General features: G+C 30.5%; 13 protein-coding genes. All 13 read right to left on the bottom strand.

What is annotated here, in order from left to right:
• Positions 1 to 18 precede the first annotated feature (18 nt).
• On the bottom strand, positions 19 to 1,137 hold the full coding sequence (locus SNE38_RS06260) for a glycosyltransferase family 4 protein (RefSeq protein ID WP_336046131.1): 1,119 nt from the start codon (positions 1,135 to 1,137) through the stop codon (positions 19 to 21).
• 41 nt (positions 1,138 to 1,178) lie between these two features.
• Complete coding sequence (locus SNE38_RS06255) at positions 1,179 to 2,315, bottom strand: EpsG family protein (RefSeq protein ID WP_336046130.1); 1,137 nt, start codon at positions 2,313 to 2,315, stop codon at positions 1,179 to 1,181.
• An 18-nt stretch (positions 2,316 to 2,333) separates the two neighbouring features.
• On the bottom strand, positions 2,334 to 3,161 hold the full coding sequence (locus SNE38_RS06250) for a glycosyltransferase family 2 protein (protein ID WP_336046129.1): 828 nt from the start codon (positions 3,159 to 3,161) through the stop codon (positions 2,334 to 2,336).
• A gap of 21 nt (positions 3,162 to 3,182) precedes the next feature.
• Positions 3,183 to 4,085 carry a glycosyltransferase gene (locus SNE38_RS06245; RefSeq protein WP_336046128.1) on the bottom strand — a complete coding sequence of 301 codons (903 nt, stop codon included), beginning with the start codon at positions 4,083 to 4,085 and terminating at the stop codon, positions 3,183 to 3,185.
• A 15-nt stretch (positions 4,086 to 4,100) separates the two neighbouring features.
• A complete protein-coding gene (rfbB, locus tag SNE38_RS06240; protein ID WP_336046127.1) occupies positions 4,101 to 5,078 on the bottom strand; it encodes a dTDP-glucose 4,6-dehydratase in 978 nt (325 codons plus the stop codon).
• 2 nt (positions 5,079 to 5,080) lie between these two features.
• Positions 5,081 to 5,920: a dTDP-4-dehydrorhamnose reductase gene (gene rfbD / locus SNE38_RS06235; protein WP_336046126.1), complete on the bottom strand. Its 840-nt coding sequence runs from the start codon at positions 5,918 to 5,920 to the stop codon at positions 5,081 to 5,083.
• Positions 5,917 to 6,483 (bottom strand): dTDP-4-dehydrorhamnose 3,5-epimerase, encoded by a 567-nt coding sequence (gene rfbC, locus SNE38_RS06230; protein ID WP_336046125.1) that lies wholly within the window; start codon positions 6,481 to 6,483, stop codon positions 5,917 to 5,919. Before rfbC ends, rfbD begins: the two co-directional genes overlap by 4 nt.
• A gap of 11 nt (positions 6,484 to 6,494) precedes the next feature.
• Complete coding sequence (rfbA, locus tag SNE38_RS06225) at positions 6,495 to 7,382, bottom strand: glucose-1-phosphate thymidylyltransferase RfbA (RefSeq protein WP_336046124.1); 888 nt, start codon at positions 7,380 to 7,382, stop codon at positions 6,495 to 6,497.
• Between the two features lie 6 nt (positions 7,383 to 7,388).
• Positions 7,389 to 8,471 carry a glycosyltransferase family protein gene (locus SNE38_RS06220; RefSeq protein ID WP_336046123.1) on the bottom strand — a complete coding sequence of 361 codons (1,083 nt, stop codon included), beginning with the start codon at positions 8,469 to 8,471 and terminating at the stop codon, positions 7,389 to 7,391.
• The gene (locus SNE38_RS06215) at positions 8,453 to 9,973 is read right to left on the bottom strand and encodes an oligosaccharide flippase family protein (protein WP_336046122.1); all 1,521 of its coding nucleotides are present in this window, start codon (positions 9,971 to 9,973) and stop codon (positions 8,453 to 8,455) included. The genes SNE38_RS06220 and SNE38_RS06215 overlap by 19 nt, the downstream gene beginning before the upstream one ends.
• A gap of 142 nt (positions 9,974 to 10,115) precedes the next feature.
• Positions 10,116 to 11,939: a polysaccharide biosynthesis protein gene (locus SNE38_RS06210; RefSeq protein WP_336046121.1), complete on the bottom strand. Its 1,824-nt coding sequence runs from the start codon at positions 11,937 to 11,939 to the stop codon at positions 10,116 to 10,118.
• Positions 11,940 to 11,961: 22 nt separating this feature from the next.
• Positions 11,962 to 12,876 carry a Wzz/FepE/Etk N-terminal domain-containing protein gene (locus tag SNE38_RS06205; protein ID WP_336046120.1) on the bottom strand — a complete coding sequence of 305 codons (915 nt, stop codon included), beginning with the start codon at positions 12,874 to 12,876 and terminating at the stop codon, positions 11,962 to 11,964.
• On the bottom strand, positions 12,860 to 14,416 hold the full coding sequence (locus SNE38_RS06200) for an O-antigen ligase family protein (RefSeq protein ID WP_336046119.1): 1,557 nt from the start codon (positions 14,414 to 14,416) through the stop codon (positions 12,860 to 12,862). The genes SNE38_RS06205 and SNE38_RS06200 overlap by 17 nt, the downstream gene beginning before the upstream one ends.
• Between the last annotated feature and the right edge of the window lie 17 nt (positions 14,417 to 14,433).

The raw sequence follows: 14,433 nt of genomic DNA, 5'->3' as shown, positions 1-14,433 counted from the left end.
TATCAATCCCTCTAATATTTATAAATATTTCCCATAAATATTATCATATTCATTAATTACATTTTCAAGAAAATAGCTTTGAACTAATTCATAACTTTTGTTTCCCATTTCCTCTCTTAAAGATTCATCTTTTAATAACTTAATAAACTTCTCTACAAGATCATCTTGATCATTATTTTGTATAATATAGCCGTTAAAATTATCTTGAACTAAGTCTCTTGGCCCCCTAGAATCAGTGACAATACAAGGTAACTTTACAACCATACCTTCTAATAAACATTTCCCTAAACCTTCACGTACTGACAACAAAGTAATAATATCAGTAATTTGTAAAATATCCATTACATCCTGTCTATATCCGGTAAAAACAATTCCTTGTAATCCTCTTTTTTTCACATAATTCATATATAAATCAGTGGAATTACCTGTACCAATAAATAAAAGCTTAGCATTAGGAATTGCTTTTTTTATTTCACCCCAATTTTGTAATAAAAACATTTGATTTTTATTTTTGTTTAATTCTGCAACATAGGAAACGACAATTTCATTTTCATCAATTGACAATTCTTTTTTTAAACTATTACGTTGAGTCAGATTTAATCTATTATAGCTACTATCTACCCCAACCCCATGAACATAGCTAATTTGTTCATCTGTATAACCTAATAACTTTGCATTTGCAAAATCCTCTTTATTTATTGTTATAATATGATCTGTCCACTTCATAGCTATTTTTTCTAAATTAAAGTATAATAACCAACTTAATTTAGACGCACCTTTATAGAAATGAAAACCATGTGCTGTATATATTACAGAAGTATCTTGAGTATTAGCATACACTTTCCTTGTAAGAAAAGAAGCTACAGGTGTATGCGTATGTATAAGATCAAAATGAATATTCTCTTTCAATTTCTTCAGCTCTTTATATGCTTTCACATTCTTTAAAGATAAAGGATTTCTTTCAAAAGAAATATCAATGCAAACAATTCCTTGTTGTTCCAAATACTTCTTTTCTTTTTGATCTGATGAATTTGCACAGGCATATACTACATAACCTTTTTTCTGGAATAATTTCATATACGGAATATGAAATGCTTTAAAATGCCTATACACAGACGCAACAAACAAAACTTTCACTCTTTTCACTTCTTTCTAACTTTAAACTAAAGACAATTTATTTAGTAAGGAACTGTCCAAAAATATGGAATTAAATATGGATCGATAAAAATACTATCAAAAAATACACTATAAATATAATAGAAACCTATAAGGAAAAATAAAACCGTATACGTATAAGTAATAGGTATCTTATCATTCTTAGAGAGGAGCTTAGGTAAAGAAGCATATAAATAAAATCCAATATAAAAAAGGAAGAAACCTATTCTAAATACAGGAAAGAAAATAGATATGATTGATAAACTAAAGAAGACCCAAAACATTCTTATTAATATATTTCCATCTTCTACTTTTTTTATAATTAGTTTACCAAATAACATTACTAAGATTAATAGTGGCCATGCCCAAGCAAAATTTTTCAAACTGCCTACCGTTAAATTAAGCTGAAAGTAATTAGCATATCTAGCAAAAAAGCTAACACCGCCAAAAATCATAATAAAGATTTTACTCCCTACTAAAAATACCATTGGGACTATGAAAATAGACATTAGTAAATTGTTCAAAGAATCTTTAAAAGAATAATTTTCTTTAATTTTATAAGTAAATACAAAATATAAAGGTATCATAATTAAAGCACTATAATGAAATCCACTCGCCACTATACACCATATTATATATTTAAATGGTTTTCTTTCCTCAATAAACTTGTGTGCATACATTACTATCCCGACAGCTATAAACATTCGAACCAATCCATACATGTAAAAATAGTAAGAAATAGATAGTATCATTACACTAATGTATAAACTATTTTTTCCCAATCTATTTGCAAATGCCAAATAAATAAAAAATAAACTTATAAAACTAGAAATTAAATATATATAAATAAAGTTGCTTAAAGTAACGCTTATAACATAATTTAACAATGCATATAATGGCTCTGGAAACCATGAATAAGTATTACGAATATTATAATACATATTTACATATGCCTCATGGTCAATCCCGTAACCTCGAAATCCTAATGGAATCCATAAACTTAAAAAGGAAAGCATCCAATAAAAAGGATTTATTCGTACTTTTCCTCTATAAAATACTTTAAATTGTTCACTTAAATAAGCAAAAATAATAGCTAAAATTATACTTGAAAAATAAAGACTTAAAGTGGCTGATCTACTCAACTCTATAGTATTCTCCATAAAACCCCCATAATTACATTAAGACATTTTGTAACTATCTTTTATACCTTTTATGATGGCTCTTATTTTTGCATATTTATTATTTTCTAAAAGCAAAACAAGTACTGTTCTTTTTAAAATTTTTAAATAAGCTAAAACTATACTTTCATCATCATATTTTTTAGAAAAGTAAATTGTATTTCTGGTTATGTAATATTTTCTAAAAGCCGAATGATTATATGTAGAAACCTTAAGGCCTAGTATGTTGTATTCTTTTTTCATACCTATCTCATGTAATAATTCTACCTCATTTATTTTAAGAATTTTATACTTATTTTCTATAACTCTTTTTGAATAATCTAAATCTATATAATCTATAAACATCGTTTCATTAAAAAACCCTAACATCTCACATATTTTACAATTCACTAATGAACCTGATGTTATTGCTTCATTAACATATTCAGTAGTATTTAACATATCTGACTTATCCATCACTTTATCATTTCTATCTACGATTTTAGGACAAATAATAGCCACTTTATCTTCCATTATATATTCATTATATTTACTAACCATTTTAGATGGACATACCGAATCCTGATCCAATAATAATGCCCATTTGTATCCTTTCAATAGCGCAATTTCAACAATTATATTTAATGCTTTTGAGATTCCTAAATTCTTATTATTTTCCACAAAAATTATTTTCTCTTCAGCTTGGTAAATTTCTTTTACTTCATTAATATTTTCTGATCCATTGTCTACTAAAACCAAATAATTTACCTGGTTGATAATAGAATTTACATTTTCTCTCAATCTCGGTATATTAGGATTATATAATACTATTCCTGCTATATATTCCATATTTCACCTCATCCCTTGGTTTTAAAATTTACCCATTATTATAGATATATAAAATAAACAATCTTTAGTAAAAAAGCCTGTTTTCAAATCGGGTTTAAATATAACTTTAAATTTATTCATTAATGAATTTCTATAATTTACAATACTATTGATTAACTGTAAATTTTCTTCCGGTATATATTCACTATAGATAACTTTTAGTTCTTTTACTTGACGCCAACGCTCTTGGTTACCCTTGTTATAACTACCAATTAAACGCTTAAATTGCTGACTTTTACTAACACTAATTCCCACTGTATTAAATGAATGCTGACGGTAATTAATGTAAGAATTAGTATCATATATTATTTTGCCATTTACAGACGAGCAAATTAAATATAGCCAGTGATCATGCATTCTTAAATGCTGTGGATTAGATTTTTGTGCAAGCTCCATTAATTTATGATTGAATACCATTGTACACCCTGCGGCATAACTAACCAACATAGCCCTGCCTAAACTATCAACATGTTTCTCATTTTTTTGATAATTTTTAGCGTTTAAATTTTCATCTACAGGATTTAATGCGGAATAATACAAAGTAGGTTCATTATTTTGTACTTTCTCTATTTGATTTATTGCTACAATTAACTTATTTTTCTCCCAAATGTCATCTTGATCGCAAAAAGCATAGTAATCTGCTTTTGGTGATTGTTTAACTAAATCCCAAAAACTTTTAGCGGGTTTCAAGTTCTCACCTTTATACCATTTAATAATTCCCTTTTTGCCCCACTTTTCTAAGATTAATTGAGTAGAATCTTTAGATCCATCATCTCTAACTAATATAGAAACATTTACATCCACTTGTCCAATTAAACTTTGTAATTGTTCATCTAAATAACGCTCTCCATTATATGTCGAAAGTAAAATTTGTACGCTTTTCAATTTAATTACCACCTATTAATAACTTTTCAACTTCTCCCACCAGTCACGATTCCCCAAATACCACTCTATCGTCTCAACAATCCCAGTATTAAATGTATATTGTGGCTTCCACCCTAACTCTTTTTCCAACTTAGTCGGATCAATAGCATAGCGGCGGTCATGACCTAATCGATCTTCTACGTATTTTATTAAATTATTTGAAACCTTTAAATAATCCACGATCAAATGAACAATTTCATTATTTGTCCGCTCATTATGACCACCTACATTGTAAACTTCACCTGATTTCCCTTTGTGAATTACTAAATCAATCGCAGCGCAGTGATCTTTTACGTGTAACCAATCACGTACATTTTTACCATCACCATAAATAGGTAGCTCTTTTCCTTCAAGTGCATTCGTCACCATTAATGGAATCAGCTTTTCAGGAAAATGGTATGGACCGTAGTTGTTCGAGCAACGTGTAATATTGACATTCATTCCAAACGTTTCTGCATATGCAAGCACTAACATATCCGCGCCAGCTTTACTTGCTGAATAAGGGCTATTTGGTGCTAACGGTGTTGTCTCTGTGAAATAGCCTGTTTCACCTAAGCTACCATATACTTCGTCAGTGGATACTTGTAGATATTTTTCAATATTATTAGCCTTTGCTACGTCCAATAAATTTTGCGTCCCTAACACATTCGTTTTGACAAACACACCTGGATCTGTAATACTGCGGTCTACGTGTGATTCTGCCGCAAAGTTTACAATTATATCGATTTTATATGTTTTCACTAAGTGGTTTACTAGCTCATAGTTTCCGATATCGCCGCGCACAAATGTATAACGCTCATTATTTTCTACGTCTTTTAAATTATCAAGATTACCAGCATAAGTTAATAAATCTAAATTGACAATTTGATAATCTTGATGCTGTTCTAGCATATAATGTACAAAGTTACTGCCAATAAAGCCAGCACCACCGGTAATTAAAATATTCTTAGTCATGTTTATTGTAGCTCCTTTAAATATCGTGATAATGCATCCTGCCATGTTGGTAATATAGCAAACACTTCAGCTAATTTTGATTTATCCATTTTAGAATTAGCTGGTCGTTTAGCCTTAGTCGGATACTCTGCTGTTGTAATCGCATTTACAGCAGTTGCTTTACTTTCCATTTCAAATATAGCTTCTGCAAATTGTGCCCAGCTACAAAAACCTTCATTTGAAGCATGATAGATACCGTACTCTTCTGACTGTATCATGTCTAGTAATACATTAGCCAGGTCAACCGTATATGTCGGTGAGCCTAACTGATCCCCTACTACTGATACTATTTCATTGCTTTCTGCTAAACGTAGCATTGTCTTTACGAAATTGTGACCATTCTTTCCAAAAACCCAGGAAATACGCACAATAAAATACTTTTCAAGCAGTTGCTGGACTTCTTGTTCACCTTGTAATTTCGTTTCTCCATAAAAGCCTATTGGATTAGTCTTATCTGTTTCCTTAAAAGGTTGATTACCCTGTCCATCAAATACATAATCTGTACTAATATAAACAAACTTCGCCTGAAGTTCAGCGGCTGCCTCAGCTAAATATTTCGTCCCATTCACATTAACGTTATAGCAAATATCACGTTCTTCCTCGGCTTTATCCACAGCTGTATAAGCTGCACAATGAATAATTACATCAGGATTCACCGATGTTATGTAATTCTTAACTGCTTGCTTATTTGTAATATCTAATTCCTTAGAAGAAGTACCTACAATATCGAAACCTCTTTTTTTACCTTCTTCAAGAACGTCGTACCCTAACTGCCCACTAATACCCGTTACAAAGATTTTCATTTTGTCACACCGTATACGAAATTGTTATCCATTTCAGTAAATGAAACAGCCTTTTCATCTTTAGCAGATAGTAAGGGCGGTGTCGAAATTTCCCAGTCGATGGCTAATATTTCATCATCCCATTTCACGCTACGGTCGCAGTCAGCTGAGTAATATTCGTCGACTTTATACTGTACTTCGCAATTTTCTGTCAGCGTATAGAAACCATGTAAAAAACCTTTTGGCACGAGTAATTGTTTTTTATTTTCAGCAGTCAATTTAAACCCTTCCCATTTGCCATAAGTAGGTGAGCCTTTTCGTACATCGACAATTACATCTAATATTGCGCCGCGTGTACAACGCACTAGCTTTGTTTGTGCTTTTGGTTCTAGTTGGTAATGCAAGCCTCGTAAAGTACCCTTTGTTTCAGATAAGGAGTGATTGTCCTGTACAAACTCGATTCCTAATCCGATTTCTTGGAATGATTCCTTATTGTATGACTCCATAAAAAAGCCTCGATGATCTCCAAAAACAGCTGCTTCGATAATATAAGCATCCTTTAATGTTGTTTCAATTTTTTTCATTACGCTCGCTCCTACAACTTATAAATTGGCTGGTTGCCGTTTGCTAATCTGATTAAATATTGACCATATTGATTTTTCTTCAACGGCGCTGCTAATTCTAATAATTGTTCTTTTGTAATATAACCCTTTACATAAGCAATTTCCTCTAAACAAGCTATTTTTAAGCTTTGACGCTTTTCTACTGTTTCGATAAATTGTGATGCTTCTAATAATGATTCATGTGTACCAGAGTCAAACCAAGAAAAACCACGACCTAAAATTTCAACATGTAAGTTATCTTGTTCTAAATAGACTTTATTTACATCTGTAATTTCAAGCTCGCCCCGTTTAGAAGGCTGAATGTTTTTCGCAATATCAACAACCCTATTATCATAGAAGTATAATCCTGTTACAGCATAATTTGATTTTGGCTGTATTGGCTTTTCCTCAATTGATTTGGCAACACCATTTCCATCAAACTCTACTACACCAAAACGTTCCGGATCATTGACATAATAACCAAATACAGTTGCACCTTCTTCTCGTGAAACCGCATTTTGTAATAGTTTCGTTAAACCGTGACCATAATATAAATTATCGCCTAAAATTAAAGCGACAGAATCATTACCAATAAACTGCTCACCGATAATAAAGGCTTGCGCTAAACCATCTGGTGAAGGTTGAACAGCATATTCTAACTTGATACCTAAGTTAGAACCATCTCCTAAAAGCTGCTCATAATGTGGTAAATCATTTGGTGTTGAAATAATTAATATTTCTTTAATCCCAGCTAACATTAATACCGATAACGGATAATAAATCATCGGTTTATCGTAAACTGGTAATAATTGTTTTGATACAACTTTTGTTAATGGGTATAGACGTGTGCCACTGCCGCCTGCTAGTATAATACCTTTCATATTGTTCTAAGCTCCTTTAATAATTTCGCTTTCTAACTTCTCTAAAACAGATTGCCATTCAAATTCTTTTTTTTCAGATTCCACATTTCTTTTTAATTCAGAAATAGAATAATAATCCAACTTTTCAATAGTTCTTTTCCAATCACTTAAATCTGCAAAAATTGCTATTTGTCTATAATTAATTACATTTTTTAATTCAATTAAATTTGTAGATAAAAAAGGGATCCCAGATGTAAGATAAAAAGAAGCCTTTGTAGGATAACAAAGATTATAATAGAATCTTTCAGATTCATACGGAATTAGACCTATATCACATTTAGACAAATAAATATGCGCCTCTTTTTCATTTAACTGACCAACGTATTTAACATTTTCAGGAACATTATAGCTCATTAACCATTCTCCAGATGTTCCTAAAAGATGTAATTCGCTGCCTTTGATTTCTCTAAAAATTTCTATCATCTCTTCTATTTGTCTTCCTCTATTAAGAGTACCTGCATAAACAAATTTTAATTGTTGACTTCTTAACGTATTTTTTTTAATTTCAGATAAAATATTCAATTTATTGCCTCCATTAATTGCTACATATACTTTATTTATATCTAAAGCATATTTCTCGGTAGCATATAAAGACATGCTATTAGAGGCAAAAATATAATGCAAACCCTTAGTTTTATATAAAATATCATTTTCTATATCTAAAGTCTTTTTCGAGTAAGTTAATATTTCCAAATCAATTGCTTGTTCATATTTTAAATCATTTATTTCAATGAATACTTTATTTTTATTAGCACATACCGTTAAAAATTTTTTTATCATAAAACCATATTTTCTGCTTGAAAATTTATTTAACATTACAAAACTGGAAATCAAATTACCATGAATCATTATGTGACTATTTTTTAAGGAAACCAATAGAAAAACAAATTTAATTAATGTAAGTAATCTTGTGAATAAATTATTACTTATTTTTAAATTTATAATTTTATAGCCATTTCTTCCAAAATATTCACTAAATGCTTTATTCCGAGAGTGTCCGCCTTCATTTACAAGCTCTTTAAAAAAAGTTATTAATACCTTTTTCTCCATTTTGACTCCTTTAATCGTATTTTTATATTTCTCAATGAATTTCTTTCATGTAAATTTAAACAAAATATATACACTATCAGAGTATAAAAAACTAAATAAGTTGATATTGCAACTATAAGAGATGTAGCAAATTCAAATTTAAATCTAATGATATATGTTATGAAAATTAAAACAATAATGGGAATCAAAGATTTAGTTATACTTAACCAATACAGTTTCATATTTAATCCAATTTTAATGTGATAGTAAAAATTTAGTAATAATACATTACCTAAAGCTACAAAAAACGCCGTTACAATAGCAGTACCAATACTTCCATAATAATTAATCACTGGTATAGAGACTATTATATTTAGTAACGAACAAGCTAGCAGCGATATGGTCCTAAACATATAAAGTCCTCTAGCTTGCAATATCACTATGCCCGTATTTTGAATTAAATCAAAAAAGAAAGGAATCATTAAGATAACAACTATAGCATAAGCAGTTTCAAAGGATTTACCAGCCCATAATATAATAAATTCACGACCAAATAATATAAAACCACTAAAAGCCAAAGCTATTATAAAAAATTGAACTCTACTAATCTTAAGGAATAAATCATTTACTTGAGTAGTATGATTTTTTTCAGTTACAATCTGAGATATTTTAGGTAAAAACAAACTACTTATAGCAGTCGATAGAGACATAAAAATCATAATAAATTGAATAGCAACTGCATATATTGCTACGATATTAGAATTTTCCATTATCCCTAATAATACTTGATCCGTTTGCCAATAAATTTTATCTGCAATAGATGTTAAAAAAATTAAAAATGCATAAGAAAAAATTTCTTTTTTAAAATTTTTTTCAATAGGAGAAAAAGTAACCCTTATACCAATATATCTTTTAGCATAAATATACCCTATAACTAAAATAGAAATATTCACCAACGATGTAATTACGGTCATAGTAATTAAATGCCCACCCACTTGTAAAGTGAATAACGTCAAAATTGGCACTAGCAATATTCTTACAATTGAGCTTAATCTTAAAAAAATAAATTTTTCATACGCTTGTAATACTGCACTATAAACATTCAATGGAAAGGATAATGCAAAATTCAAACTTAAAACAAGTACCATAATTTGAGCAGTATTTATATCTGAAGTATCAATACTATTTTTAAAAATGTCTGGTACCATCATGTAAATAATCATTCCTAATACCATTGTTAAAAATCCTATAATTGAAAAAAATATCAAAAATTGACCAATTAAATCTGATTCTTTTTTAGAATCTCCAATACTTCTATTTCTCGCAATATAACGAACAATTGCATTCCCGACACCTAAATCCAATAAACTCAAATACGACGCAATGGCTAATATTAATGAGTATAATCCATAATCGGTTTGACCCAACAACCTTATTAGTATTGGTGTGTATATTAAGCCAACAGCAAAAGTTAAAAATATTGAAATATATGACAAAATTGCACCCATACGTATCTGATTCATTTTATACTTCCCTCTATAGCTTAATTAATATTCTTTAAAGATATACTCTAACCAAATAAATTATTTAATCACTTAATGAGTATATTATCTTCCCCTCAGCAATTAGTATTTTCAAATAATATTTGCTCTATTAAAAGATTCTTTAACAATCACTAGCATTTAGTTCATAATTTTTATTATTCGCAATATCAATTAATAAAGATTTAACTAAACAAGAATCTTGTTCTAATATCGTTTTCAAAAGTAAGTTTAATTCTTCATTTTCTAATGTATTCGCCTTCCCAACATGAATTTTCGGATAAATATTTTCCTCATGGATTTCCTCAGGATTTAATAGTTCTTCATACATTTTTTCTCCAGGACGAATACCTGTAAACTCAATTTGAATCTCATCTTCCCTAAAACCTGACAAACGAATTACATTCTTTGCTAAATCAATTATTTTCACTGGCTCACCCATATCTAGTACAAACACTTCTCCACCTTTAGCTAATACCCCCGCTTGTAAAACTAGTCTGCTTGCTTCTGGTATCGTCATGAAATAACGTGTCATATCTGGGTGTGTTACGGTCACTGGACCACCTGCTGCGATTTGGGCTTTGAAGCGGGGTACTACTGAACCTCGAGAGCCAAGTACATTACCAAACCTCACAGCTGCAAAGTTCGTTGTACTACGGGAAGCTAAATTCTGAACAACCATTTCTGCAATTCTTTTTGTTGCGCCCATTACATTAGGTGGGTTGACGGCTTTGTCTGTAGAAATCATAACAAAACGCTTCACGCCAAAAGTATGAGCTGCCTCTGCAATATTTTTCGTACCAAAAATATTATTTTTTACCGCTTCACGAGGGTTATATTCCATCAGCGGGACATGTTTATGAGCAGCGGCGTGGTAAATTACATGGGGTCTATATAGCTCCACGATTTCAAAAATGCGTTCTCGATCTTGAATATCTGCTATTATTGGGATGATAACAGAGTTACTCTCAATTTTCTCCTGAAGTTCCATACTAATATTGTAAATAGAGTTTTCACCATGTCCTAATAGAAGTAGCTTTTTCGGTTGAAACTTCATAACCTGCCGACAAATCTCGGATCCAATCGAACCGCCTGCACCCGTTACTAAAATAACCTTATCAGTTAACTTTTCCGAAATCGCAATCATATCAAGCTTTACTTCTTCACGACCAAGCAAATCATTTATATCTACATCACTTAGTTCATTAACAGAAACTTTTCCAGTCATAACATCTTCAATTTTCGGCATAATTTTAATTTTTACATTTGCTGTTGCACATTTATTGTAAATCGTTTTAATCCCTGATTTTGAAAGCGATGGGATGGCAATAATAATTTCATCAATTTGCTTTTTTTCTACTATTTTTGTAATCTCAGATACTGTACCCCAAACAGGTAAACCCATTATATTTAAATGTTTTTTATTAACATCATCATCAACAAATCCAACTGCCTGTATATCTTTTCCACTTGTATTCTGAATGTTTTTTGCTAGCATTGAACCACCTTGACCAGCTCCAACAATTAATACCCTTTTAATGTTATGATGATTTTTAAAAGATTCTTTATCATTTAATAACCTTAATAAAAATCTTGATCCACCTATCATAATTATATGTAAGAGCCATGTTACTACCATTACACGAAAATAAATATCATTATTTATAATTTGCTGTAAAATACTTGCAGCAGTTACTGAGATAGTTACCGCATAAGCAATTGTTAGTAATTCCCGTACCGAGGCAACGCTCCATACTCTTGTGTAAAGCTTATAAAAATACGCAGCGATATGATGACTGATCAATAAAGTAATCGCACTGAATACAATTACTTTATTAGAATAAACATTTAAAGTAGGGTGCAGTAGCCAATAGCTCATAAAAATTGCAGAGAGAACAATACATGAGTCCATTATAAAAAATATGATATATCTTAATTTATAACTCATTCTTTGTTACCTCTTTCTATATTTACTTTATAGCGGATGCTTTCCAGTAGAATCGGAAAAATACTAAGCCAATTCCAATTATCAAACCTAATACTAGTCCAATCCCTAAGTTTAATACTTTATTTGGAGAAGTTGAATTCTCTGCTAAAGTAGGGTCAATAATTACCCGAATAAAGGGATCTGGTTTAAAACTATCCAAACCTGTTTTTACAGATTGATATTTTGCTAATACAGAATGATATTCCTCTGATTTAGTATCAATTTGAGCTTTTAGCTGTAATAATTCATTTTGAATGGTTCCAGTAACATTGGATAATGCACTTGAGTGTTCAGGTGCTAAATTCAATACAAATTGCGATGAAGAAATTGTTTGTAATATTAATACTTCTGGTAATTTATTTTTTGTAATGACATTATTGTATCTTGACATTAACTGTTCAATTTCATTAGATAGGCTTTTTGATTCTTTTAAAAAACTTTGTTCTAGTTGATCTAATGTTTCTTTCATAGAAGTACTTACTTCACTTTTCGTTTTCTCCATGACTAGTTTTAAATGGTTTTGTGCTTCTTCAGGGGTGTTAGCTTTATATTTCATTTCTACTAAATTCGTATTTGGCTGATTTCCCACCGTTAAATTTGTACTTTTGAAATTATCAATACCATTTGCTTTAAAATACTTTTTATTCTGCTCTACATTTTGCATTCGTTGCATGTATACTATTGGTGTAAATTCAGCCGCTACGTAATTTGACATTATACCTGCATCTTGTACACCACTAGAAATTTGTACAACTGCCTTTGATTCATATTTCTCTTCCAATAAAAACCAACTAATTATACCCGCAAATATCAAGGCAATGATTGTACAAATTGAGATTAACCATTTACCCTTTAATAAAATTGAAATTATTTCTCGCAACTCAATCGTTTCTTCCATTTGATATATTCTCCTTATTCTTATGTTGTTCTAACGCAATCAACATCCCCATAATAATAAATGCAAAAGCTGAAATAGCCGGTAAAGAATCATTAAACATCGCTTGTGCAAAATATGCTAAAGCTGTAATAGCTAATATGAAAATTGTCCATGATCTATTTAATAAAGATTTATACGTTTTAATTCCCATCGTTATCAATAAAACTATTAACGAAAGTAGACCAATAATTCCAGAACCGTATAATACTCCAATAAATGCATTATGTGGTTTATCTGTAATCGTGTTCTCGTCCCATCCGCCTGCGCGTGAATCGATATTATAATGTGGGAAATTATATAATAAAGAATCATTACCATATCCTAATATAGTACGTTCTTTTATTAATTCTAGTGTTTTGTCCCAAATATATACACGACCAGACCCTGCCGCTAATGTTCTTTCAGGTAGTACCGGCAATTCAAACGCATTTCCACTTGCATATGTTACATTAGTTGTCTTAATGAGTTCTGCTGCTTCATCCAAATAGGGGTTTTTCTCAATAATGAACCCGAATGATTCATTCCATACACGTATATTCTTTTCAGCTAAAACATGGAACATTGGTGCAGCAATCACTAAGAAAATTGCTAATGCCGCGATTGCTTGTCCTTTTTTTTCTGTCAATAAAACTGAAATTAATATGATGAATAATAATAATAAAACTGTCAAAAATCCACTCGTAGAAACCGACATAAACATAATTGTAATTGCAACACTAGCCATGATAGCCCCTATTATAGTTTCATGCCATTTCTTCACAGTAACAGCCCAAGTTAAATACATTATCGTCATAATCGCAAACATGCCACTCATATAATTCCATTGGTTTAATGTACCTACCAATTGAGATTCTTCTGAAATATTTGCTCCTTCAGGTAAAAACAGCGAAATAAACTTCTGCAATTCAGACTTATTAATCAATAAATCCGCCCCATAGAAATTCATCGTAATTATGTATAGATTAATTAATACAAACGGCACCATGCTATACATAATATAGGAAACTGCTTTTTTGGGATATTCAATATTCATTGCTATAAACATTAATAACACATAGCACAGCCAGCTAATTGCACCATCTGAACGGTTATATTGACCATTTAAAGCAACCGAAATATTTGGAGAGGCTATGGTTGATATAACAATAGCTACTACAAAGAGACCTAAAAAATAGTTTAAATATGTTTTGTGAATCTTCCCATCCATAAAAAATACTTTTACTAACAGCATTACACCTGTGACTATCGTAATTATTAGCACAACCAATGCTTTATAATGTGTAAATAAATCTCCTTTTACGCCTGTTGAAAGTAGCTCTACATTCGATACTAAAGGACTGATTACTTCTTCTACATTTGCCATAACGATTAATGGCATAAAACCGATTAATAATAATAATAATCGAAAAATCCATTTATCAATTGTGGCACGGGACTGAATATTTTCTGCTTCGTCACTAAATTTTTCGGATTTATGAAGTTCTTCATAAAATGAAGTCATTTTAAGTTACCTTCCTT

It is taken from the genome of Solibacillus ferritrahens, assembly GCF_037027585.1.
Lineage (GTDB): Bacteria > Bacillota > Bacilli > Bacillales_A > Planococcaceae > Solibacillus > Solibacillus ferritrahens.
This window is presented reverse-complemented; position numbering and strand designations above follow the sequence as displayed.

Coding starts and splice junctions, on each gene's coding strand:
- SNE38_RS06255 (WP_336046130.1), bottom strand. CDS start 2,315: ATGGAGAATACTATAGAGTTGAGTAGATCAGCCACTTTAAGTCTTTAT.
- SNE38_RS06250 (WP_336046129.1), bottom strand. CDS start 3,161: ATGGAATATATAGCAGGAATAGTATTATATAATCCTAATATACCGAGA.
- rfbB (WP_336046127.1), bottom strand. CDS start 5,078: ATGACTAAGAATATTTTAATTACCGGTGGTGCTGGCTTTATTGGCAGT.
- rfbD (WP_336046126.1), bottom strand. CDS start 5,920: ATGAAAATCTTTGTAACGGGTATTAGTGGGCAGTTAGGGTACGACGTT.
- rfbC (WP_336046125.1), bottom strand. CDS start 6,483: ATGAAAAAAATTGAAACAACATTAAAGGATGCTTATATTATCGAAGCA.
- rfbA (WP_336046124.1), bottom strand. CDS start 7,382: ATGAAAGGTATTATACTAGCAGGCGGCAGTGGCACACGTCTATACCCA.
- SNE38_RS06220 (WP_336046123.1), bottom strand. CDS start 8,471: ATGGAGAAAAAGGTATTAATAACTTTTTTTAAAGAGCTTGTAAATGAA.
- SNE38_RS06215 (WP_336046122.1), bottom strand. CDS start 9,973: ATGAATCAGATACGTATGGGTGCAATTTTGTCATATATTTCAATATTT.
- SNE38_RS06210 (WP_336046121.1), bottom strand. CDS start 11,939: ATGAGTTATAAATTAAGATATATCATATTTTTTATAATGGACTCATGT.
- SNE38_RS06205 (WP_336046120.1), bottom strand. CDS start 12,876: ATGGAAGAAACGATTGAGTTGCGAGAAATAATTTCAATTTTATTAAAG.
- SNE38_RS06200 (WP_336046119.1), bottom strand. CDS start 14,416: ATGACTTCATTTTATGAAGAACTTCATAAATCCGAAAAATTTAGTGAC.